The organism is Bifidobacterium oedipodis (assembly GCF_012932425.1).
Taxonomy (GTDB): Bacteria; Actinomycetota; Actinomycetes; order Actinomycetales; family Bifidobacteriaceae; genus Bifidobacterium; species Bifidobacterium oedipodis.
In genome coordinates, this window is record NZ_JAAIII010000004.1 from 47,347 (window position 1) to 69,148 (window position 21,802).

15 protein-coding genes, 4 tRNA genes and 2 pseudogenes are annotated in these 21,802 nt (G+C 59.2%); 5 read left to right on the top strand and 16 right to left on the bottom strand.

The genetic code is table 11. The features are described from left to right. Positions 1–29 precede the first annotated feature (29 nt). Positions 30–1,343, bottom strand: a complete 1,314-nt coding sequence (locus tag G1C95_RS07115; protein ID WP_169172278.1) for a tyrosine-type recombinase/integrase — start codon at positions 1,341–1,343, stop codon at positions 30–32. Between the two features lie 175 nt (positions 1,344–1,518). Then, a tRNA-Val gene (locus G1C95_RS07120) sits at positions 1,519–1,591 on the bottom strand. A 560-nt stretch (positions 1,592–2,151) separates the two neighbouring features. Here G1C95_RS07120 and G1C95_RS07125 point away from each other — a divergent pair. Beyond that, positions 2,152–4,056: an alpha/beta hydrolase gene (locus G1C95_RS07125; protein WP_169172279.1), complete on the top strand. Its 1,905-nt coding sequence runs from the start codon at positions 2,152–2,154 to the stop codon at positions 4,054–4,056. A gap of 146 nt (positions 4,057–4,202) precedes the next feature. On the opposite strand, the gene G1C95_RS07130 is transcribed toward G1C95_RS07125, so the two are convergent. The 4 genes from G1C95_RS07130 to G1C95_RS07145 form a co-directional block, all read right to left on the bottom strand. Then, positions 4,203–4,874 (bottom strand): DUF3800 domain-containing protein, encoded by a 672-nt coding sequence (locus G1C95_RS07130; RefSeq protein ID WP_169172280.1) that lies wholly within the window; start codon positions 4,872–4,874, stop codon positions 4,203–4,205. 185 nt (positions 4,875–5,059) lie between these two features. Further along, positions 5,060–5,131, bottom strand: a tRNA-Val gene (locus tag G1C95_RS07135). Positions 5,132–5,172: 41 nt separating this feature from the next. Continuing rightward, positions 5,173–5,243: transfer RNA gene (locus G1C95_RS07140), tRNA-Cys, on the bottom strand. A 28-nt stretch (positions 5,244–5,271) separates the two neighbouring features. Beyond that, positions 5,272–5,344, bottom strand: a tRNA-Gly gene (locus tag G1C95_RS07145). A gap of 213 nt (positions 5,345–5,557) precedes the next feature. On the opposite strand from G1C95_RS07145, the gene G1C95_RS07150 reads away from it, so the two are divergent. Next, positions 5,558–6,388 carry a PAC2 family protein gene (locus G1C95_RS07150; protein WP_169172281.1) on the top strand — a complete coding sequence of 277 codons (831 nt, stop codon included), beginning with the start codon at positions 5,558–5,560 and terminating at the stop codon, positions 6,386–6,388. A 332-nt stretch (positions 6,389–6,720) separates the two neighbouring features. Here the strand turns inward: G1C95_RS07150 and G1C95_RS07155 are convergent, their stop codons facing one another. Next, complete coding sequence (locus G1C95_RS07155; protein ID WP_169172282.1) at positions 6,721–8,202, bottom strand: DUF1846 domain-containing protein; 1,482 nt, start codon at positions 8,200–8,202, stop codon at positions 6,721–6,723. A 153-nt stretch (positions 8,203–8,355) separates the two neighbouring features. After that, positions 8,356–9,264, bottom strand: coding sequence for an undecaprenyl-diphosphate phosphatase (locus G1C95_RS07160; protein ID WP_169172283.1), 909 nt, complete (start codon positions 9,262–9,264; stop codon positions 8,356–8,358). Positions 9,265–9,410: 146 nt separating this feature from the next. Between G1C95_RS07160 and G1C95_RS07165 the strand changes: the two genes are divergently transcribed. Continuing rightward, the gene (locus G1C95_RS07165) at positions 9,411–10,238 is read left to right on the top strand and encodes a fructosamine kinase family protein (protein WP_335341421.1); all 828 of its coding nucleotides are present in this window, start codon (positions 9,411–9,413) and stop codon (positions 10,236–10,238) included. Positions 10,239–10,284: 46 nt separating this feature from the next. On the opposite strand, the gene dnaJ is transcribed toward G1C95_RS07165, so the two are convergent. The 3 genes and pseudogenes from dnaJ to hrcA all read right to left on the bottom strand — a co-directional run. After that, positions 10,285–11,430: a molecular chaperone DnaJ gene (dnaJ, locus tag G1C95_RS07170; protein ID WP_169172285.1), complete on the bottom strand. Its 1,146-nt coding sequence runs from the start codon at positions 11,428–11,430 to the stop codon at positions 10,285–10,287. Positions 11,431–11,486: 56 nt separating this feature from the next. Then, positions 11,487–11,624: pseudogene (locus tag G1C95_RS12790) on the bottom strand (heat-inducible transcriptional repressor HrcA); the annotation flags it as partial. Next, positions 11,625–12,764 (bottom strand): annotated as a pseudogene (gene hrcA / locus G1C95_RS07175) (heat-inducible transcriptional repressor HrcA); the annotation flags it as partial. 308 nt (positions 12,765–13,072) lie between these two features. On the opposite strand from hrcA, the gene tkt reads away from it, so the two are divergent. Next, positions 13,073–15,178: a transketolase gene (tkt, locus tag G1C95_RS07180; RefSeq protein WP_169172287.1), complete on the top strand. Its 2,106-nt coding sequence runs from the start codon at positions 13,073–13,075 to the stop codon at positions 15,176–15,178. A gap of 152 nt (positions 15,179–15,330) precedes the next feature. Then, the gene (tal, locus tag G1C95_RS07185; protein ID WP_169172288.1) at positions 15,331–16,434 is read left to right on the top strand and encodes a transaldolase; all 1,104 of its coding nucleotides are present in this window, start codon (positions 15,331–15,333) and stop codon (positions 16,432–16,434) included. A 110-nt stretch (positions 16,435–16,544) separates the two neighbouring features. Here the strand turns inward: tal and G1C95_RS07190 are convergent, their stop codons facing one another. The 5 genes from G1C95_RS07190 to G1C95_RS07210 all read right to left on the bottom strand — a co-directional run bounded on the left by G1C95_RS07190 (position 16,545) and on the right by G1C95_RS07210 (position 21,699). Continuing rightward, complete coding sequence (locus G1C95_RS07190) at positions 16,545–18,125, bottom strand: aminotransferase class I/II-fold pyridoxal phosphate-dependent enzyme (RefSeq protein WP_169172289.1); 1,581 nt, start codon at positions 18,123–18,125, stop codon at positions 16,545–16,547. A gap of 169 nt (positions 18,126–18,294) precedes the next feature. Beyond that, complete coding sequence (locus tag G1C95_RS07195) at positions 18,295–19,143, bottom strand: HAD family hydrolase (protein ID WP_169172290.1); 849 nt, start codon at positions 19,141–19,143, stop codon at positions 18,295–18,297. A 109-nt stretch (positions 19,144–19,252) separates the two neighbouring features. Further along, a complete protein-coding gene (secG, locus tag G1C95_RS07200; RefSeq protein WP_169172291.1) occupies positions 19,253–19,501 on the bottom strand; it encodes a preprotein translocase subunit SecG in 249 nt (82 codons plus the stop codon). Between the two features lie 91 nt (positions 19,502–19,592). Next, positions 19,593–20,393, bottom strand: coding sequence for a triose-phosphate isomerase (tpiA, locus tag G1C95_RS07205; protein ID WP_169172292.1), 801 nt, complete (start codon positions 20,391–20,393; stop codon positions 19,593–19,595). Between the two features lie 100 nt (positions 20,394–20,493). Then, positions 20,494–21,699, bottom strand: coding sequence for a phosphoglycerate kinase (locus tag G1C95_RS07210; RefSeq protein ID WP_169172293.1), 1,206 nt, complete (start codon positions 21,697–21,699; stop codon positions 20,494–20,496). Positions 21,700–21,802: the final 103 nt, after the last annotated feature.

Sequence of the window (21,802 nt, forward strand, 5' to 3'; positions counted from 1 at the left end):
GGCGTGGCGAATATTCACCACCGTATGCGTCACCAGCCGCGGCGGCGCTTCAAGTCCATGAGCGTCTCGATCCGATCCTGTTCGGCGCGGAGCCGCCGGTAGGCGGCCTCGAGCTCGCGTTCCAGGGACTCGCGGGTGCGGGTGCGGGTGACGAGCGCGGCGTACACGTCCTCGCCCAGCTCGCGCATGCGGCCGGCGTCGGAGGCGCGCTGGTAGTGCTCCAGGCTGACCCGGGCGTCGGCGTGGCGGCCGAAGGTCTGCACCTCGCGCGGGCTCGCGCCCTGGCGCACGGCCTCGGTGATGCCGGTGGCGCGCAGCACGTGCGGGGTCAGGTCGGGCCGGCCGGCGGCGCGGCGCGCGCGGTCGAAGTGCTCGCGCAGCGTGTTCGGCGACATGACGCGCGAGCGCAGCGGGGCTATGAGCATGCCGGAGCCGCCGCAGTGGGCGGCGACGTGCCGGTCGATCTCGGCGGCCAGGCCCTCGGGCACGGGGATGGCGGCGACGCTGCTCTCGTTCTTCGCGCCCCCGATGGTGAACGATCCGCGGTCGCCGGGGCCGCGCCTTGCGGAATGGCGCACGGTCAGGACGCGCGCCTTCGGATCCCAGTCGGCCACGGTCAGGGCGCACACCTCGCCGATGCGCAGGGAGAGCACGGCCATGAGGTCCACGGCGATCCTGGTGTAGTCGGGCATCGCGTCGCGCAGTTCGGACAGTTCGTCGCCGGTGGCCGGCGGTATGAGCGCGCGGCGCGACCTCGGCTTGACGGGCAACGGCTCCAGGCACGGGTCGCGTTCGATGAGCGGGGCGGTGCCGTCGGACGGGTTGGCGGCCTCGCGCATCGCGGCCCTCAGGATGCAGTAGGCGCGGCGGAGCGGCTCGGAGCCGTCGAAGCCGGGCCGGGCGAGCCATCGGGCGATGTCGGGCGGGCGTATTCGGTCGAGCCGCCAGTCGCCCCAGTAGTCGACCAGGCGGCGGAAGGCGAGGTCCTTGGAGCGCATGGTGGCGGGGGCCAGGGGCCGGCCGCGCCTGGAGCGCTGGGTGTCGCGGTACCACGGTTCGGCGAACTCGCGGAACGTGGCGTCCCTCATGCGTTCGGCGCGCTCCCTGTCGGCGGGCGCGGTCCACTCGGCCCTCCCCCGCGCGTCGTCCTCGACGAGGCGGCGCTCGTCCTCCAGCCATATCCATGCCAGGCGCTCGTTGTCGGACGGGAAGTCGCGCCAGACCCTCCTGCCCTTGATCCTGGGGTGGGCGTAGCTGGCCCGCCATGACCTGACCCTCCCGTCGGGGCCGGTGCGGGCGATGACGGAACCCCAGGTGCTTCTTCTCCGGCGTGTCGTGCTCATGGACGCCCCCATGCGTCGTGGCAACAACGTGGCATACATCTCAGTCTCAAACGTGCGGAAACTGTCGCAAACGGGGCCTCTGAGGCGATTTTGCGACACGCCGACGGAATGGCGGAATACCAAGGAAAACCAAACAAAGAAGGCCCCCATCGAAACTGATGGGAGCCTCATCCGGTGGGCGATGTAGGAATCGAACCTACGACCCCTTCGGTGTGAACGAAGTGCGCTAGCCGCTGCGCCAATCGCCCGTAACGCTACAGTATTCAGTTATCCATCACCAACAGCCAATGAACGAAAACCGCTTAAAAGCTTGCGTTTCCGCCATTCACACCTTGACCTCAGGTCTTGGTGCGCCGCTTGGCAACGAGTAGATACAATACATGCGATTATTCAATCACGCAAATCGACCTTGCCGAGACACCCATAAAACCTTACTGCCAACTGGGATTGCTCGGCGTGTCGAATTTGCTGGATAACGGGCCGTTGGCACAGCGCGACCCTTTACGCAAGGCAGGTGCGATTCTTCAGCTGACGGCGGACCGTACGGCACCCACAAAAGCTGATATAGTTCAGCGAATGGGCCAATGGTGGTCTATAGGTTGTTCACCACGCCGGACGACGACGCCGCGGCTGTCTTTGTTCCAGTATTTCCGTATCCCCCGATACCAAACCCCGCCAGATTCAATCAACTTCTGGATTAACAAGCCATACGCACCGGATTGACGCATTCGTCTGAACTACGTGACGCCTCGTGCACGGACCAAACAGCGATATGCCAATCCGTGCCATGCAAAGGAGCGTGATCGCCATGAGCGCGACGCATCGGTTGCGCGAGTACACTCGCGGAAAAACCTCAATCATTGGCATGATCGCGGCACTGATAGCCGCCATTATCTGCATGTCCCTATCCGGATTGGTGTTGCGCGACGCGGGCAACATCACCGTGTTCGACGACGCGACATCCACGTCAGCCGGCGCCAAAGTGGCGTTGCGCGTATACAAGCCAGCCGGTGCCTCGGATGAGGCCAAAGCACCGGCGATCGTATTCGCCCACGGCCTGTCAACCAACAAGGAAAGTTACGCGCAATACGGCATGGAGCTCGCCAAACGTGGATTCGTCGTGGTCACCCCCGACCTGATCAATCACGGTTCCTCCGACGTGCGCCCGCAATCCGAATTCCTTGGCCCCTACACGGACAACGAAGCCTACGGCATGTACGCCGCCGTACGGTACGTCAAAGACCTGCCATACGTGCAGTCCGACCAAATCGGCGTGGCCGGCCATTCAGTCGGCGGGCAAGCCGCCAACAACGCGGTGCGCCTCGACAACGAGGAAGCCACACAATCGATTCAGGCCGTGTATCTCGTCTCCTCCGAACCGGTGTACAAGGATCAGGATCAGGAATGGGCCAACGTGTACGGCAATCGTGACGTCGGCGTGTACTACACCACCTACGACCACGTGTATTTCACCACCGTGAACGCCGACGGCACGCCGGTGAAGGCCGCCGATTGGCTCACCTCCGACAGCGCCAAGTCGTTGTTCTCATTCGGCGACGACCCCGCTGACTTCGCCGGTGACCAAGTAGTGCCGGGACAATGGTACGAGCGGGAAATCGATGGACGCACCGCGGTGCGCGAGGTCACGCAGGCCAACGAAATCCATCCGCAAGCTCAAGACGGGGACGGTGCCGTAGCCGCGGTATGCGACTTCTTCCAAGCCTCCTTCGAAGCGCCACGGTATCGCCTTGGCGCCAATCAGACGGTGCGCTGGTATCAGCTGTTCAACGTGCTTGGCCTGTTTGCTGTACTCGCCTTCGCCATCAACCTGATCGGCTCGCTCACACATCTGAAGCTCTTCGCCTCGTTAAGGGCCGGCGAGAACGCCTCACTCGCACCTCCCCCTGCCGACAGGCCGGGCAAGATATGGTTCTGGGGACTGACCATAGCCAACTGCGCATTCGCGTTCGTCAGCATCTCCCTGATATTCAAATTTGGCCTCGGCTATTTCAACACCCAAGTGCTCGCCCAGCAGCCGTCGAATATCTACGCCTTCTGGGCGCTCGCCAACGGCCTGTTCATGTTCCTTACCTCATTCGTGTCCTATCGCCTGTATGCGCGCAAGCATGGTGCCACGATGCGCAGCTGGGGATTGAGGATACCGTGGCGCGACTTCGGCAAGAGCCTGCTTGTCGTCGTTATCGCCCTGCTAGGCATATTGGCTATGGTTGAGCTGGCCAACCGCGTGTTCAGAACCGATTTCCGCTACTACCTCTGGGGCCTGCGTGACGTGCCGATGCAGGTGTGGCCCACTTTCTTGGCCTATCTGCCGTTCTTCCTGGTGTTCGGATTGTCGGTGTCGATCGCGCTGAACAGCGCCTACCATTGCCGCATCGCGCATGAAAAGGAATGGGTCAACGACTTGTTCTTCGCGGTGATGAACATGGTTCCCGCCCTGCTGATCACGGTTATCGGCTATTGGATCTTCGCCCAGACCAAGGTCGCGCCGACGATTTTCGGCTCGAACTACACGTTCACGTATACGATCAACGCGATTCCCGTATTCCCGGTGATTGTGGTGTTCATCCGACGCGCTTTCAAACGCTGTAACAACCCCTATATTCCGGGTCTGCTGGCCGGTGCGTTGATGTGCTGGTTCCAGACGGCCTGCTCCGTCACCATCCATGCCTTCATGTATTTCGGTATGCTCTGACGAAGCTGAATCGCATGAGCTTGACAAGATCTGCCCTCGTGGCACTTTTCTTATTAATATTCGAAAAGTGCCACGAGGGCAGTCCAACACGTAAAGTCTACGGCTTCCTGAATGCCCGAATATGCAGACAAACTTTATTACCGCTATTACAGCTGCTTTCTTCTTACCTGTTTTAGCCAATTCTTTTTGAAAGAACCACTGCCACCAAAGAACTTGTTGTAGGTGTTACCATCTTCTCCGGCTTGATACTTCAAATCAGCAAGTTCCAGAGTACACAGGTAGTCAGCAACTTGTTCCAGTCGGTAATCAGTCATTGAAGTTTTGCGTCGTTCAACCGCTTCTTTAGAGAGCACAAATCCAATAGATTGATCCAACGCCTTTTTGACGATATCCTGGCCATCGTCATAATAAATTTTTACGTCATCAAAAGTTTGAAAATAATCGAGATGATCAACCAAAAGATTGGTCAGGTCTCTCTTCATTCTGACGGTCAGTCGTTCAGGACTCTCGAAGTCGTTGCGTTTGTAAGAAAAAGAAGCATATGCAATAGGAAGATGCCGAACGAATGAGGCAAACATACTCAACATCTTTTTACGCTGTTGAAGACTGAGATACTCATACTCTTTATGGCCGTTGAGCAACGGTTCAGAATGGAAAGGAACGTTAGGCAGGTTTGCTGCGCTTAACGACTGTTCATATTGCTGAACCATGTTTCGTATATCGTTTGTTTGAGCATGAAAGACTAGACTGAGCAGATAATACTTGGCTTGACCACCGCGGTCACCACTTTCATCTACGAAAATGCTGAGTTCCTTCATACTGTCTTCTCCGAACAAAAAAGCCGAGGGACTACCCTCGGCACTTGGAGGTAGCGCTACCGCGCCACCACATCATTTATAGCACAAAACTGAAAGACTCGCCATGAATGGACAGGGGCACTAATCCACAATTTGGCTATGACATGCAAAAAGTCCTGACTCTTTCGAGCCAGGACTTTCATCTGTGGGCGATACAAGATTCGAACTTGTGACCCCTTCCGTGTCAGGGAAGTGCGCTACCACTGCGCCAACCGCCCGGGTCTGCGTCTCATTCACACGGGTGCTCCGCGCTCCTGAGAGGTGGGTACGAGAGTCGAACTCGTCTATACGGCTTTGCAGGCCGCTGCCTAACCGCTTGGCTAACCCACCGTAAGGTCTGTCAACTCTTCGGACCTAGAGCGGACAACGGGACTCGAACCCGCGGTCTCAACCTTGGCAAGGTTGCGCTTTACCAACTAAGCTATGTCCGCAAAGGTGCTTTCTTCCGGTGTTTCCGGGGTTGTCCCCGCCGGAGCACGAGTGATTACTATACTCACATCTATGCGGTTTGCAAAATCTCGGCGTGTCGCCCAGTATTCCGCCGTTTTCAGCACGATAGCGAATAGCAGGGCGATTACCGCTGACGATGACGCCCACGGCAAAAAGCCCGCTCTGCCGCGCCCGAGACCCGTTACCCTAGAGGTATGAGTGAAGAAGCGACCACACACGAGACCGTTTTGATCGCGGCCTTTGAAGGCTGGAACGATGCCTGTCAGGCGGCCACGAACGTTGTGCGCCACCTGGTCAAGCAGTATGAGTCCCATGAGGTTCGTCATATTGACAGCGAGGGCTTCTACGACTATCAAGTGGCGCGGCCCATGCTGTGCCACGCTTCAGGGCGTGCGAACATCGTATGGCCCTCCACCACCGTGTTCTCGATCACGCCGCCTTCAGGAGGCCGTCTCTACGCGCTGATCGCTCCTGAGCCGAATTACCGGTGGCAGGAATACTGCCGTGAGGTGCTGCACATCGCCGAGGAATTGGATGTGACCCACATCATCACCCTGGGTTCGATGTTCTCCGATTGCCCGCATACGCGCCCGCTGCCACTGGATGTTTCGGATGGGGATCATCAGTGCGAGTGCGACCGCGAATACAACGGACCGGTGGGTATTCCCACCGTGCTGGGCATGATGGCTGGCAATGAGGGATTGGCACACACGTCAATGTGGGTATCGATCCCCCAGTATCTTGACAGCGATGCGTGCGCGGCCGGCACGCTGCGACTATTGCATGAACTGGATGAACTATTGGACGCTGATTTTGCCGAGGGAGATTTGCCCAAGCAGGCAGAGCATTGGAAAGCGAAGGCATCGATTCTGATTCGCTGCAACGATCAGCTGCACGACTATGTAGAGCATTTGGAGCACGAATACGATTTGGAGGAGCAGGCAAGGCAAGAGGCTTCGCCTGGTGCCCCTCAGGCCGAACAGCTCGTGCGCGAAACCGAGGATTTTCTGCGCAGCATAGGGTGATATCAGTCTATGCTCTGTTTCCATGATGCGTAATGACAAGCGACAGATTTCGCGGGACTGCCGGACTGTTGCTCATCAATGGCGCGTCGCCTATGCGCGATTGTTTCATGAGAACTGACCTTTTCGGAAGGCGACCCTTCCGTTAGGTTCGCTATAAGCGAATTATAGGTTGTATAGACTGTCAAGAGTGCGATCCGCCGTGGAGCGCTGGAGCTGTTGGAAAAGAGCCGGGCGCAGATCCGGAGAACCCTCGGCGAGCCGAGGGAAGACGATCCCGGTCGGCAGACGTATCTCTCGCCTGCGGTCGACCGCTCACAGCGGGGTTCGCGTGGTCAACGGTGATACAGGGCGTGACGCTCGTATTTGGGTTCGCAGCACACGTTGATGCCCAGCTTGCGGTAGATCTGCTCGTCGATGGCCGAAATGATCACCGAAAAGAACGCGTCGCAGCCTCGCAGCTGTTCGAGCGCGGCGAAGGTGCGTGCCGCGTCCTCGCTCGTCGCGCTGGTGATCGACAGCGCGATAAGCGTCTCGTCGGAGTGCAGACGCGGATTCTTGCTGCCCAGCTGGCGGGTCTTCAATCGGCTGATGGGTTCGATGGCGTCGTTCGAGATGACCTCAAGCTCCATATCCACGCCGGCGATCGCCTTGAGCGCGTTCATGAGCAGGGAGCTTGCGGCCCCCAGCCGCGTGGAGGTCTTGCCCGTTACCACGGTGCCGTCGGGCAGGATCATGGCTCCCACCGGGGCTCCGGTGGTCTCCTCCTTCAGCAGCGCGGCGGAACGGGCCGGCGAGAAGTCCTTATCGACACCAGCCTTCTTCATGATCAGGTTGAGCTTGTCGACCTGATCGCCGCCCACGCCCGTGCGCTTCAGGTTCACGGCAGTCTGGAAGTAGCGGCGCACGATCTCCATTTTGGCGGCCTCACGGCAGGCGTCGTCGTCCACGATAGCGTATCCAGCCATGTTCACACCCATGTCGGTCGGGCTCTGGTAGGGGCTCCTCCCCTGGATCCTCTCCATCATGGCGCGCAGCACGGGAAACGCCTCGACGTCGCGGTTGTAGTTCACGGTGGTTTTGCCGTAGGCATCCAAGTGGAAGGGGTCAATGATGTTCGCGTCGTTGAGATCCACTGTGGCGGCCTCGTATGCGATATTGACCGGATGATTCAGCGGCAGGTTCCAGATGGGGAACGTCTCGAACTTGGCATAGCCGGCAGCGATGCCGCGCTTGTGCTCGTGATAGAGCTGCGACAGGCAGGTCGCGAGCTTGCCTGAACCGGGCCCGGGGGCCGTCACCACCACAAGCGGACGCGTCGTGGCGATGTAGTCGTTCCTACCGTAACCCTCGTCGGACACGATAAGGTCGATATCGTGCGGGTATCCCTCGATGGGATAGTGCGTGTAGCAGGTGATGCCAAGTTCCCCCAAGCGACGGCGGAACACATCGGCCGCGCCTTGCCCGGCGTACTGGGTGAGCACCACGGATCCCACATAGAACCCGTAGCCGCGGAAGATGTCCGTCAGACGCAGCACGTCCTCATCATAGGTGATGCCCAAATCACCGCGGACCTTGTTCTTCTCGATGTCGTTCGCATTGATGGCGACGACGATCTCCACATCGTCGGCCATGCTCTCCAGCATGCGGAACTTCGAATCGGGGGCGAAGCCGGGCAGCACGCGGCTTGCATGATAGTCGTCGAACAGCTTGCCTCCGAACTCGAGGTAGAGCTTGCCTCCGAACTGTTCGATCCGCTCGCGGATATGCTTGGCCTGCAGCTCGATGTATTTATCGTTGTCGAATCCCTGGCGCATGTCGGCCCCCTCGTTGTTCGCGGATGGATTGCATAAATCGGCTTAGAGTATACCGGAGCCTGTCGCCGTGTCCATACGTGAACGGGCCCGTTCTCATCGAATCAGTGAGAACGGGCCCGTTCGCGTATATACGTGTGTGCCGATGAACTCCTGCTATGCCACGGACGGGTCGATGGCGGGCAGCACGCCGGTAATCAGCAGCAGCGCCACTACCACGGCCAAACCGATGCGGTAGATGGCGAAGGCCTTGTAGGAGAAGGTCGACACGAACTTCAGGAAGCCGATGATCACCACATAGCCCACGAAGAACGCGACGATGGCGGCGGCGATGGTCGGACCCCAGCCGGGGAACGCGCCAATGGCGGTGCAGGCCGCGGCGTCGCCTGCCGAGCATGCGCTCACATCCTTGACGGCGGATACCGCTTCGAGAATGCCCGCACCGAATACGGCGGGAATGGCCATCAGGAAGGCCACGCGAACGGCCGCCTCGCGGGTGTATCCCATCGCGCGTCCGAAGGTGATGGTGCCGCCGGAGCGGGATACGCCGGGGATCAGCGCGAGCATCTGGCCAATGCCGAACAGCAGCGCGTCCTTCCACGTCATCTGGTTCATGGTTTTCGCCTGCTTGGAGCGGGAATCGAAGAACCACAGCAGCACACCGAACACGGCCAGCACCGTCACCGTGATCCACAGGTTGCGCAATGTGGTCTCGATCATGTCCTTGAACAGCAATCCCATGACCAGAATCGGCAGCGTGCCGATGATGATGTACCAGCCCATCTGCGTATCGGGATTATGCGCGCCCAAGCGGCTTTTAACGTCTTTGCCTTCCTTACCGAACAGCGATCCGAACCATGCGCCGAGGATGCGGATGATGTCGCGCCGATAGTAAAGGATTACGGCCAGTTCCGTGCCGATCTGGATGATGGCGGTGAACGCCGCGCCCGGATCCTTGCCGATCATCAGATCGCCGAGGATACGAATATGGGCGCTGGACGATACCGGCAAATATTCGGTAAGCGCCTGAACCAAGCCCATCACAATAGCTTGAAAGAAATCCATAACCCCTCTCCTGTAACGTGTTTCACTGGTTATGTCGGATCGAACCCATGAACACCCTACCCACGGGGGTGTAGAACAAGACTTAGAAACCGCAATATCCACGGCTTCTACAATGGTTGAGGCAGCACGGAATCATTATCCGATGCATATGCAGGGCAGAAAGGGCGATCATGGCCACATACCGTAAAAGCAGACTGTTCGCGCCGAAAGGCTTCTTCGAATGCGAGGGCCGCGGCTTGCAATGGCTGGGAGAGGCCCGAAGCCAAGGTGGTCCTCGCGTGGTGCAGGTCATCGGCTGGGGCAAGGATTATCTCGACATTGAAAAGGTGCAGAGCGCCGCCCCCACCATCGAGGCCGCTCGACAGTTCGGTGCCGCTCTTGCCCACATGCACGACGCAGGTGCCGATTATTTCGGTTCCGCGCCTGCAGGCTATGACGGCACCTGTTATTTTGGCCCCCTACAGGATCCGGTGCCGATGGACACGGGTGAATGGAGCGATCCCGTGTCGTACTTCGCCGAAGGACGCCTGCGCCCCATGGTGCGTATGGGCATGGAACGTGGCGAATTCGACCACAACGATGAGGATCTTACCGAACAGGTGATAGCCGCACTGCCCGAACTGATGGGACGCGCGGCAGACGACAAACCCGCGCGCATCCATGGCGACCTGTGGAGCGGCAATGTGATGTGGACCGCCGACTCGGGTCACAGCGAAGCTGTGTTGATCGATCCGGCAGCCCATGGCGGTCACCGTGAGGAGGATTTGGCCATGTTGAACCTGTTCGGCATGACCTATCTGCGTGACATTCTTGAGGGATACCAGTCCGTGCACCTGCTGAAGGCCGGCTGGCAGGATCGCATCACCCTTTGGCAGCTCTACCCCATCGCCGGCCACTGCGTGTTCTTCGGCGGCGGTTACGTGAGCCAGTACCGCCGCATGTGCCACGATCTGCTAAGGGGAATAAGCAGGTAATCAACAAGTAACCAGCCTGAGCTGATCATCCTCAATCTTCAGACGATCAGCTCAGCGCGTCCTTAAGTTTGGAGAAGAAGCCCTTGCGTCCGCCTGAAGTCTGCGGGCGCGAGGCTTGGGCCACATGCATGGCGTCACCATCGTGGGATGCGGCGAACCGTTCGATCAGGCCGCGCTCCTCATCGTTCAGCTTGGTGGGAATCAGCACATTGACGTGTGCCACCAGATTGCCGCGCTCCTCGTTGTTGCGGATGTTGGTGACGCCCAAGCCCTTCAAGGTCACGGTGTCTTCGGGCTGGCAGCCGGCGGGAATGGACACGGTCTGTTCGCCGTCGAAGGTATCGATCGTCAGATCATGGCCGAGTACCGCCCAGCTCATCGGCACCTGAATCCAGCAGTGCAGGTCGTCGCCGTCGCGAGTGAACTGCTTGTCGGCTTTGATGCGGATGTCAATATACAGGTCTCCGGCTGCGCCGCCGCCTTCGCCCACCTCGCCCTGGTTGGCCAGGCGCAGGCGTGCATTGTCGTTGATGCCGGCGGGCACGGTGACGCCCACGTTGCGCACGGTGCGCACACGACCGTGGCCCATGCAGCTCGGGCATGGATTGGTGATGATGGTGCCGTGGCCTTCGCAGCGTTCGCAGGGCGCGGAGGTCATCATCTGGCCGAGCATGGTGCGCACGACCTTCTGCATGAAGCCCTGGCCGTGGCAGTCGGGGCAAGTGGTCGGCTGGCTGCCGCCCTGGGCACCCGATCCCTTGCATTCCTGGCAGAGGGAGAATGTGTTGATCTTGACATGCGCGGTGCCGCCGAACACCGCGGTTTTCAGATCGATGGTCGCGCTTGCCAGTGCGTCGCGGCCCGGCTGGGTGCGGGGAACCGGCCCCTGGGAACCGCCGCCGAACGCGGAGCCGAAGAATGTGGAGAACACGTCGCCCATGTCGCCGAATCCCGCGCCCGAGAATCCCGATCCGGCGTTCGGATCGTTCGGATCGACGCCGGAGTCGTATATGCGGCGCTTGTCGGGGTTGGACAGCACATCGTAGGCGTTGTTGACTTCCTTGAACTTGTCCTCGAATTCGGGGCCTGCGATGTCGGGGTGGTATTTACGGCTGAGCTTGCGGTACGCCTTCTTGATTTCGTCGTCGCTTGCGCCGCGGGCGACGCCCAGCGTTTCGTAATAGTCTGCCACTTGGATTTGTCCTTTGTATTTGATTTGTTCGCGGATTATTGTGCCATGACCGGCGGTCAGCGCGTCGGGGGGTCCGCCGCGCCGTTTTGGGAGAGGAATGCCGTCAGATACCGTGCCACGGCTCTGACTGCCGCGATGGTCGTGGCATAGTCCATATGCGTTGGCCCGATGGATCCGACGAAGGCCACGGTTTCGCCGGCCTGTTCGTCGTCATTCTGCCCCACGCTCGTTGCATGATCACCGGCAGCATCGGAAACGTTGGAGGCTACGGCAGCAGAGGAACCATCAACGGCAACGCTTGCTTTCGCATGCTCGTCAAAGCCGGATCCATCAACGTTGCGCGCTGCGCTGTCATGTTCCATATCGGTGCTGCCGCGCCGCCCGTATCCACTGGTCACCACGGATGCGTGCAGCAGGCCCGGTGTGTGGGTTTCGGAGCCGATGGCTACACCCACACCGGTGGCATTGGCTTCTTCGCTCAGGTTGCTCATGAGTTTCATCAGCACAACCTGTTCCTCCAATGCATCGAACAGGGAGGCCAGGTCATCCAGCGAACGCTGGTGAGCGAGACTGGAGACGCCGGACATATACAATTCGCTGGTTTTCTCATCCAAGGCCATGGTCTCGAAGGCATCCGCAAGTGCATTGGCCGCAGCTGCCACGCACCGGTATTCGGACGTTGATGCGATGGCACGCACTCGTTCCGCCGATAGCGAAAGGGATGCGCCGGCGCATTGCGCGTTGATGGTGGCGCTTAGCCGATTGATGTCGTCTTGTGGGGGCATGGGGTTCATGCTCAATCCGTGCTGGGCCACGCGACCGGTGTCGGTGATGACCACGGCCAGCAGGGTGCCCATGGAGATGGGCACGAGTTCAACGTGGCGCAGTGTGGCTTTGGACAGCGATGGGGATGCTACGATCGCGACCTGCCCGGTAATCTGCGACAATAGCCTCGCGGCGCGCTGCAGCGCGTCTTGCAGGCTGGCGGAGCCGGAAAGAAAACTATTGATGCCGCGGCGCTGCGCCTCGCTCAGGGGCATAACCGTGGCCAGACGATCCACGAAATACCGGTATCCCTTTTCGGTGGGCACACGGCCGGCCGAAGTGTGCGGCTGAATCAGATAGCCTTCGTCTTCCAGCGCGGCCATATCGTTGCGTATGGTGGCGGAGCTTACCCCGAGGTTGTGCTCGCGGGTCAGTGAGGTCGACCCCACGGGCTCCTGGGAGCGGATGTAATCCTCCACCACGGCGCGCAAGACCAGCATGCGTCTCGATTGCGCCATGCGCGCCTCCTTCGTCAATCTTGTTAGCGCACGAATAACAGATGCATTCATGCGCGGCTTATTGCCGCTTCAGGATTCGCGGAACCTTTTCGGGGTCGAAAAGCGTCGTCCAAGCCGACGGGTGCGCGCTTCCTGCGTTATTCATTGTATTAGCACTCCATGGTATCGAGTGCTAATACGTTCGTTTGCGGCGAACGGTTGTGAACTGTGAACGCTAACAGAACACAAGTTACCAAAACACGCCAAAAATGCACCGCAACGTCGGCTTGCGACGCTAGCATAAGTAATGCAATGTGAGGGCGTCCTGCGCCCGGCACAAGCCGGATACGCGGCCCGACCAATTGGAAGGAAAGTAATCCATGACCGAATTCAAGGAGACCGAGCTCGACGAGCGCGCCATCAAGATGGCCAAGGTCCTTTCGGCAGACGCGGTTGAGAAGGCAGGCTCCGGTCACCCCGGCTCCCCCGTCTCGCTGGCGCCCATCGCCTACACGCTGTACCAGCACTTCATCAAGCACGATCCGAACGATCCCAACTGGGAAGGCCGCGACCGCTTCATCCTTTCCGGCGGCCACGCCTCCCTCACCCAGTACGTCCAGCTCTACTTCTCCGGCTACGGCCTGACCCTGGACGACCTCAAGCACTTCCGCGGCGGCGCTGACACTCGTACCCCGGGCCACCCTGAATACGGCCTGACCCCGGGCATCGAAATGACCACCGGCCCGCTGGGCCAGGGCTTCGCCTCCGCCATTGGCTTTGCCTACGGCGAACGCTTCCAGCGCGGCCTGCTCGATCCCGAGACCCCGAAGGAAGAATCTCCCTTCTATCACAAGATCTGGGCCATCTGCGGCGAAGGCGACATCGAAGAGGGCATCTCCGGCGAAGCCGCCTCCCTGGCTGCCAACCAGAAGCTCGGCAACATCACCGTGATCTTCGATGCCAACCGCATCCAGATCGAAGGCGACACCAACCTGGTGCTGGCTGAGGACGTGCTCAAGCGCTTCCAGGCCTACGGCTGGTACACCGACGAGTTCAGCTTCATCCAGCCCGACGGTTCCTACAAGGAGGACGTCGAAGGCCTGGCCGACGTGATCGCCAAGGCCGAGGCCGCCGCTCCGGACCAGCCGAAGCTCATCAAGGTCGACACCCTCATCGCTTGGCCGACCCCGGGCAAGACCAACGATCCGTCCTCCCACGGCTCCAAGCTGGGTGCCGAGGCCGTCGCCGGCCTCAAGAAGGTGCTCGGCTACGATCCGGAAGAGAACTTCCACGTTGACGAAGAGGCTCTCGCCCACGCCCGCAAGGTCGCCGAACGCGGTCTGGCCGCGCACGCCGCCTGGGATGAGAAGTTCGATGCTTGGCGCAAGGCCAACCCGGACAAGGCCGCCCTGTACGACCGTCTGAAGGCCGGCGAACTGCCGGAAGACTTCGACAAGGCCATCGATGACCTTGAAGCCACCTTCGAAGTCGGCAAGGGCGTCGCCACCCGTGGCGCCTCCGGCTCCGTGCTCAACGCCATCGCCGCTGTCATGCCGGAACTCTGGGGCGGCTCCGCCGACCTCGGTGGCTCCAACAAGACCGACCTCAAGGGTGCCGCCACCTTCGCTCCCGCGGAGTGCGCCACCAAGCAGTGGCCGGTGTGCAACGAGTTCGGCCGTCAGCTGCACTTCGGCGTGCGCGAGTTCACCATGGGCTGCATCACCAACGGCATCCTGCTGGGCTCCCACACCCGTCCGTTCGGCGGCACCTTCTTCATGTTCTCCGACTACGAGCGCTCCGCCGTTCGTCTGGCCGCCCTCATGGAGATTCCGAACCTGTACATCTGGTCCCATGACTCCGTTGCCGTGGGCGAGGATGGCCCGACCCACCAGCCGGTCGAGCACCTGGCCGCCTTCCGCGCCATGCCTCAGCTTGAGGTCGTGCGCCCGGCCGATGCCTTCGAAACTGCCGAAGCCTACCGCTACTTCTTCGAGAAGAAGAACACGCTGCCTGCAGCCATGGTGCTGACCCGCCAGGGCGTGCCGGTGCTCGCCGAAACCGCCGCAAAGGCCAAGGACGGCGTCAAGAAGGGTGCTTACGTGCTCGTCGACACCGAAGGCACCCCGGACGTGATCCTCATGGCCACCGGCTCCGAGGTTCAGTGGGCCGTCGCCGCCGCCAAGACCCTGGCCGATGAAGGCGTTAAGGCTCGCGTCGTGTCCATGCCGTCTATGGAATGGTTCGAGGAGCAGGACGCCGAGTACAAGGAAGCCGTGCTTCCGGCCGCCGTCAAGGCCCGCGTCTCCGTCGAGGCCGGCGTTGCCATGCCGTGGTACAAGTACCTCGGCTCCTACGGCAAGCCCGTCTCCATCGAGCAGTTCGGCCTGCAGGGCGATGGCGCTCAGAACATGATCGACCTCGGCATCACCGCCGAGCATGTGGTGGAAGCTGCCAAGGCCTCCATCGCCGAAGTTCAGGCCGCCTGACATAAGCCAGTAGGCAATACGTCATTCTGAGCGAAGCGAAAGCCGAGTCGAAGAATCTCCAACGCGAGTGAGAGATTCTTCGACTCCCCTGCTCGCTCAGAATGACGATTAACAAGATTTGTTCCAATTGGAATAATAAGGAGAAAAACAATATGACTGAAGCAACTCAGCGCACTTCCGACTCCGGCGTCTCGATCTGGCTGGACGATCTGTCCCGCACCCGTATCGAGTCCGGCTCCCTGCAGGATCTCATCGCCAACAAGAACGTTGTCGGTGTGACCACCAACCCCTCCATCTTCCAGAAGGCTCTCTCCCAGGTCGGCCCGTACGACGCCCAGCTCAAGGAGCTCGGCAAGGTTGACGTCGAGACCGCCATCCGCGAGCTGACCACCACCGACGTGCGCAACGCCACCGATATCTTCCGTGAGATCGCCGAGAAGACCGACTTCGTCGACGGCCGCGTCTCCATCGAGGTCGACCCCCGTCTGGCCCACGAGACCGAAGCCACCGAGAAGCAGGCTGTGGAGCTGTGGGAGAAGGTCAACCGTCCGAACGCGATGATCAAGATCCCGGCCACCCTCGAAGGCCTGCCGGCTATCACCGCTACCCTGGCCAAGGGCATCTCCGTGAACGTCACTCTGATCTTCTCGCTCGAGCGCTATGAGCAGGTCATCGACGCCTTCATCGAGGGCATCAAGCAGGCTGACGCCAACGGCCACGACCTCAAGCACATCGGTTCCGTCGCCTCCTTCTTCGTCTCCCGTGTGGACACCGCTGTGGACAAGCAGCTTGAGGAGATCGGCACCGATGAGGCCAAGGCTCTCGAAGGCAAGGCCGCCATTGCCAACGCCCGCATCGCTTACGAACTGTTCGAGAAGAAGTTCGCCGAGTCCGACGTGTGGGCCGCTCTCGAAGCCAAGGGTGCCAAGAAGCAGCGTCCGCTGTGGGCCTCCACCGGCACCAAGAACCCGGCTTACTCCGATTGCGTCTACGTGGACGAGCTGGTCGCTCCGTTCGTGGTCAACACCATGCCGGAGAAGACCCTGAACGCTCTGGCCGATCACGGCAACGGCGCTCCGACCATCAAGGGCACCTACGAGGAGTCCCATGCTGTGATGGCCAAGCTCGCCGAGCTGGGCATCGACTTCAAGGCCGTTACCGACAAGCTTGAGGCTGACGGTGTCGCCGCCTTCATCAAGTCCTGGGATTCCGTCCTCACCGACGTGCAGTCCGGCATCGACCGTGTCAACGGCTGAGACCATTTGACTGATTTAGGTTAAAATAACATTGAACCCCCGCAACCATAGGCTGTGGGGGTTCAATGTTATGAAATTATCGCTATCGCACTTGGTTCAATACGGACTTCTCAGGCCTGACGATAATAGCTGAAGAAGTCCTGAATCTCGCCGATGGTTTCGCGCAACATACCCATACGCGGCAGATATACCACACGGAAGTGGTCGGGGTGCGGCCAGTTGAAGGCAGCGCCATGCGAGATCAGAATGTGCTTGTCATGCAGCAGATCGAGCGCGAACTGTTCATCGGAATGAATATTGAACTTCTTCACGTCAATCTTGGGGAAGATGTAGAAAGCGGCCTTCGGTTTGACTGCGGTGACACCGGGAATCGCGTTCAGCATGTCATAGACCAGATCACGCTGATCATGCACACGGCCACCGGGCACGATATAGTCCTTAACGCTCTGGTGTCCACCCAACGCCGTCTGCACGATGGATTGTGCAGGCACATTCGAGCACATGCGCATATTGGCCAACATGTTCAATCCTTCGATATAGTCCTTGGCAATGCGCTTGTTACCAGATAAAATCATCCAACCCACGCGCCAACCGGCAATCATATGCGACTTCGACAGACCGGAGAACGTCACACAGAACAGATCCGGTGCCAGCGAGGCGATGGAGATGTGTTCAAGGCCATCCATAACCAGACGGTCGTAGATTTCGTCGGAGAAGATGATGAGCTGGTGTTCACGCGCCAGTTGCACAATCTGTTCCAGCAGTTCCTTCGGATACAGTGCGCCGGTGGGATTGTTCGGGTTAATAATCACGATGGCCTTGGTGTGGTCGGTGATTTTGGAGCGCATGTCGTCGATGTCGGGATACCATTCGGATTCCTCATCACAGGTGTAGTGCACCGCCTTGCCGCCAGCGAGGTTCACGCAGGCGGTCCACAATGGGTAGTCGGGGCTGGGCACCAGCACTTCATCGCCGTTGTCCAACAGAGCAGACATAGACAGGTTAATCAACTCGCTTACGCCATTGCCGGTATAGATATCGTCGATGGATACGTTGGGGATGTTCTTCAGCTGCGCGTACTGCATGATGGCCTTGCGTGCCGAGAACAGTCCCTTGGAAGGCGAGTAGCCCTCGGTATCGGTGAGCTGCTGGGCCATATCGTACACCACTTCATCAGGTGTGCGGAAACCGAACGGAGCCGGGTTACCGATGTTCAATTTCAGGATATGCGTACCCGAGGCTTCCATACGAGCGGCTTCATCGGCCACCGGGCCTCGCACGTCGTACAGTACATGATCAAGTTTGTGGGATTTGCCGAAGGTACGCATGACATTCTCTCCTGACTGTTGGGTTTGGGTACATTCGCTGTTGGGTTGATTAAGTGTGTTGATGACATCGTTGGCATTAGCGTTAGTGTCGGTCTCAGCACTGGTATCGGTAACAGTGTCGGAATCAGTATCTTGAACTGATTTCCCCCCGCCTTTGAGCCAGTCTTCACTAACGCCAAGTGTGCTGGCAAGGAATCTCATCGTCTCCTGCCGGGGGATGGTTTTGCCGCTGACATATTGGCTGATATGGCTTTTGCCGAGGCTTAACCCCTGCGCCTCGGCGGCCCGCACAATATCTATCTGTTTGAACCCCCTGCGTGACATTGCGTCGCGCAGTCTGACTGCAAACTGTGTGTTGCCCATATCATCTCCGAACAAAGTTCAATCTATTCAAATGCTGGTTCAAAGCATAGCACAGTTCAGTGTTCAAAATAACCAAAGTTCAGAAGTTTAAGGGTTCAATAATTCAAAGTACAATTTTTAATTTATATATTTAACTTTTGAACTTCCGGAGAACGGTAGCGACCTTACATCAGTGCAACAAATGTTCAATCCATTGTGCAACGCCATCCTCATTATTAGATGGGCAGATTTCATCGGCGATGGACAGCACCGCAGGATTGGCGTTGGCTACGGCCACTCCCCTGCCTGCCTGTTTCATCATATTGATGTCGATCAGGTCATCACCGAACGCAACAGTGTCAGCCAGCGATACGCCCATCCGTTCGCACAGCAGCTTCACGGCATGTTCCTTATTGGCCAGTGGATTCATCAGCATCCACATCACTCCTTCGGAAATGGATACCGTGAAATCCTGCGGAATCAGCACACGCAGCGCCTCCCATTGCTCCGGCAGGGGGAAGATGGTGATCTTGTCGGCCACACCGTCCGGCACATCGTGAAAATCCGTGTATTGGAAGGTTTGCGTTTTCCAGAACACCGAAATATCGAAATTGGTGTATCGCACGTCGTTCATCACAATGCCGAGTCGGAGGCCAGGCATCTGGTCAAGCAGTGATAAGCACACTTCACAGGCTCTGCTGGATGAGAAACCGATTTTTGCTATATGGTTATCGGCGGGAATGCTGCCGCTGGTCAGCAGGTCGTAGTCCGAACGGGTCGGGTCGAAGTCAATCAGCGCACCGTTCAGGTAGACCACAGCATCGGTGGGCAGTTGTTCGACGAATCTAAGCCCCGTGCTTACGGGCCGCGCGGTGGCTATCGCGAAACGGTAGCCAGCGTCATGTGCCCGGCTGATGGCGTCGATGCTGCGTTTGGTGATGCCTCGATCCTCGAACACGTCGGCGTCATATAGCAAGGTGCCGTCAAGATCGGCAACCAGCAGTTTGGGCTGGAACAACGTCTCAGATGCGGCGGTCATAGAATCCTCTCCCCTATCATTGCGATGCAGCGTCTGCAATCTACTGCCTTGAAATACAATAATGCCCATGACCATACCAGTCATGGGCATTATGTAACAATCTCAGTAATCAGCCGAGGTTGAACTTGGTCATCAGATCAAGGCCGATGGCGACCGCAACCCACAGCAGGGCGATGATAACGGTCCAACGATTCAGGTTCTTCTCGGCGACGCCGGAGGTGCCTGCATTCTGGGTAAGGCCACCACCGAACATATCGGAAAGGCCGCCACCCTTGCCCTTGTGCATGAGGATGAGCAGCGTCAGCAGGCAGCTGAGCACGACGATAACTACTTCGAGCGTGATCTTAAGAGCGGTCACAGAAAACCTCCGGTTTGTACGAACTGTTGACAAGCATAGCGCAACTCCCGGAAAAGCGTGGGGTTACGGTTCAGCATGTGTTCTTATCGCGCTATTTGCGTGCGCTTGTTTTCAGCGCCAAACGTGCGATGGTGCATAATTCTTCCGCATCGAGGGCGGCTCCACCGATCAGGAACCCGTCCACATCGGGTTCGGCAATCATTTCGGCGGCGTTCTTGGATGTTACGGATCCGCCATACAGAATGCGCACGGCGTCGGCAACCCCCTGGCCGAAGGTGGCGCCGAGATCGTCACGTATGGCTTTGGCGGCGTCCTGCGCCGACTGTGGGGTGGCCACCATGCCGGTGCCGATAGCCCAGACAGGCTCATAGGCCACGATGAGTTTGGCTGCCTGTTCGTCGTTGAGATCGCGTGTCACGTCACGCACCTGACCGACGGCGAAATCGAGCTCGATGCCTTGGCGTCGTTCTTCAAAGCTTTCGCCTACGCAAAGAATCGGTTGCATGCCGGCGGCCAACACGGCGCGCACCTGATCGACAATGTTGGCGTCATCCTCCGGATGATACTTGCGGCGTTCGGAATGACCGACAATCACGTAGGAACAGCCCAGATGGGCAATCATGTCAGCGGATACGTCACCGGTGAAGGCACCTTGAGTGGTTACGGATACGGATTGCGCACCGTAGGTGATTTTCAGTTTGTCCGCTTCGACGAGCACCTGCACGCTGCGCAGGGATGTGAATGAGGGGAACAGTGCGACTTCGCAGCGTTTGAAGTCGAAGTGAGCGTCGCGCAGCAGCCAGACCAGTTTCTGTACGAAATAGGTGGCTTCCAAATGGTCGAAGTTCATTTTCCAATTGCCGGCGACCAAGGGTCTACGCTGCGATGGCACTATTCTCCCCTCTCAGAGCACATGCTATACGAACTCCCCTTGGGAAATCCGCCGGCATTATATCAACCGGCAGAAGGCCCCAAGGGGAGTTGTGATTATATTAGTCGAGCACCTTCAGACCCGGCAGTTCCTTGCCTTCAAGGAACTCGAGGGAGGCGCCGCCACCGGTGGAGATGTGGGAGAAGCCATCCTCCGGGAAGCCAAGGTTGCGCACGGCGGAAGCGGAATCACCGCCGCCGACGATAGTGAAGGCACCAGCCTTGGTGGCGTCCACGAGACCCTGAGCCACGGCGCGGGTGCCGGCAGCGAATTCGGGGACTTCGAACACGCCCATCGGGCCGTTCCACACCACAGTCTTGGAGTCCACGATCTTGTCGTGGAAGAGCTTCTGGGAATCCGGGCCGATATCGAGGCCCATCTTGTCGGCCGGAATAGCGTCAGCGGCCACGACCTCGGGGGTAACCGGGGTGTCACCAGCCGGGAAGCCGGCGTTGACGACGATGTCGGTGGGCAGCACCAGTTCGACGCCGTTGGCTTCAGCGGTGGCGATGTAGCCCTTGACCTTCTCGAGCTGATCCTCTTCGAGCAGGGAGGTGCCGACCTCGTAGCCCTTGGCCTTGAGGAAGGTGAAGACCATACCGCCACCGATAACGAGACGGTTGGCCTTGTCGAGCAGGTTCTCGATCACACCGAGCTTGTCGGAGACCTTGGAGCCACCGAGCACCACGGTGAGCGGACGCTCCGGGTTCACGGTCGCGCGGGACAGAGCGGTGACTTCCTTCTCGACGAGCTTGCCGGCTGCAGCGGGCAGATCGGCGGCCACATCGTAGTTGGAGCCCTGAGCGCGGTGAACCACGCCGAAGCCGTCGGAGACGAAGGCGTCGCCGAGGGCGGCGATCTTCTTGGCGTAGGCAGCACGCTCGGCGGCATCCTTGGAGGTTTCCTCCGGGTTGAAACGCACGTTCTCAAGCAGCACCACGTCGCCGTCGTTCATCGCGGCGACCTTGGCCTGGGCGTCCTCACCGTAGGTGTCGGCGGCCAGCGGCACGTCGACGCCAAGCAGCTCGGACAGACGTGCGGCAACCGGCGCCAGGCTCAGTTCGGGGACAACCTTGCCCTTCGGACGGCCGAGGTGGGCCATAAGGATAACCTTGGCACCCTCCTCCTTGAGAGCCTTGATGGTCGGCAGGGCGGCCTTGATACGACCGTCATCGGTGATCGTGGTGCCGTCCAGCGGAACATTGAAATCGGCGCGAACCAGAACGCGCTTACCCTTGAGATCTCCAAGATCCTTGAGTGTCTTCATGAATATCCTTTCCTTGACGAAATGTCGCGTCAAAGTGGGCTGTTTGCCACTTCGCATATTACAGGCATTGAAGAACAAAACACCGCATTCGTCTACTGACTGA

What these genes read in the sequence shown, in the direction of transcription:
- G1C95_RS07155 (WP_169172282.1), bottom strand. Translation starts at nt 8,202, where the DNA reads ATGCGCCAGGGATTCGACAACGATAAATACATCGAGCTGCAGGCCAAG.
- G1C95_RS07125 (WP_169172279.1), top strand. Translation starts at nt 2,152, where the DNA reads ATGAGCGCGACGCATCGGTTGCGCGAGTACACTCGCGGAAAAACCTCA.
- tal (WP_169172288.1), top strand. Translation starts at nt 15,331, where the DNA reads ATGACTGAAGCAACTCAGCGCACTTCCGACTCCGGCGTCTCGATCTGG.
- G1C95_RS07130 (WP_169172280.1), bottom strand. Translation starts at nt 4,874, where the DNA reads ATGAAGGAACTCAGCATTTTCGTAGATGAAAGTGGTGACCGCGGTGGT.
- G1C95_RS07210 (WP_169172293.1), bottom strand. Translation starts at nt 21,699, where the DNA reads ATGAAGACACTCAAGGATCTTGGAGATCTCAAGGGTAAGCGCGTTCTG.
- G1C95_RS07115 (WP_169172278.1), bottom strand. Translation starts at nt 1,343, where the DNA reads ATGAGCACGACACGCCGGAGAAGAAGCACCTGGGGTTCCGTCATCGCC.
- G1C95_RS07195 (WP_169172290.1), bottom strand. Translation starts at nt 19,143, where the DNA reads ATGACCGCCGCATCTGAGACGTTGTTCCAGCCCAAACTGCTGGTTGCC.
- G1C95_RS07190 (WP_169172289.1), bottom strand. Translation starts at nt 18,125, where the DNA reads ATGGGCAACACACAGTTTGCAGTCAGACTGCGCGACGCAATGTCACGC.
- G1C95_RS07150 (WP_169172281.1), top strand. Translation starts at nt 5,558, where the DNA reads ATGAGTGAAGAAGCGACCACACACGAGACCGTTTTGATCGCGGCCTTT.
- G1C95_RS07160 (WP_169172283.1), bottom strand. Translation starts at nt 9,264, where the DNA reads ATGGATTTCTTTCAAGCTATTGTGATGGGCTTGGTTCAGGCGCTTACC.
- tkt (WP_169172287.1), top strand. Translation starts at nt 13,073, where the DNA reads ATGACCGAATTCAAGGAGACCGAGCTCGACGAGCGCGCCATCAAGATG.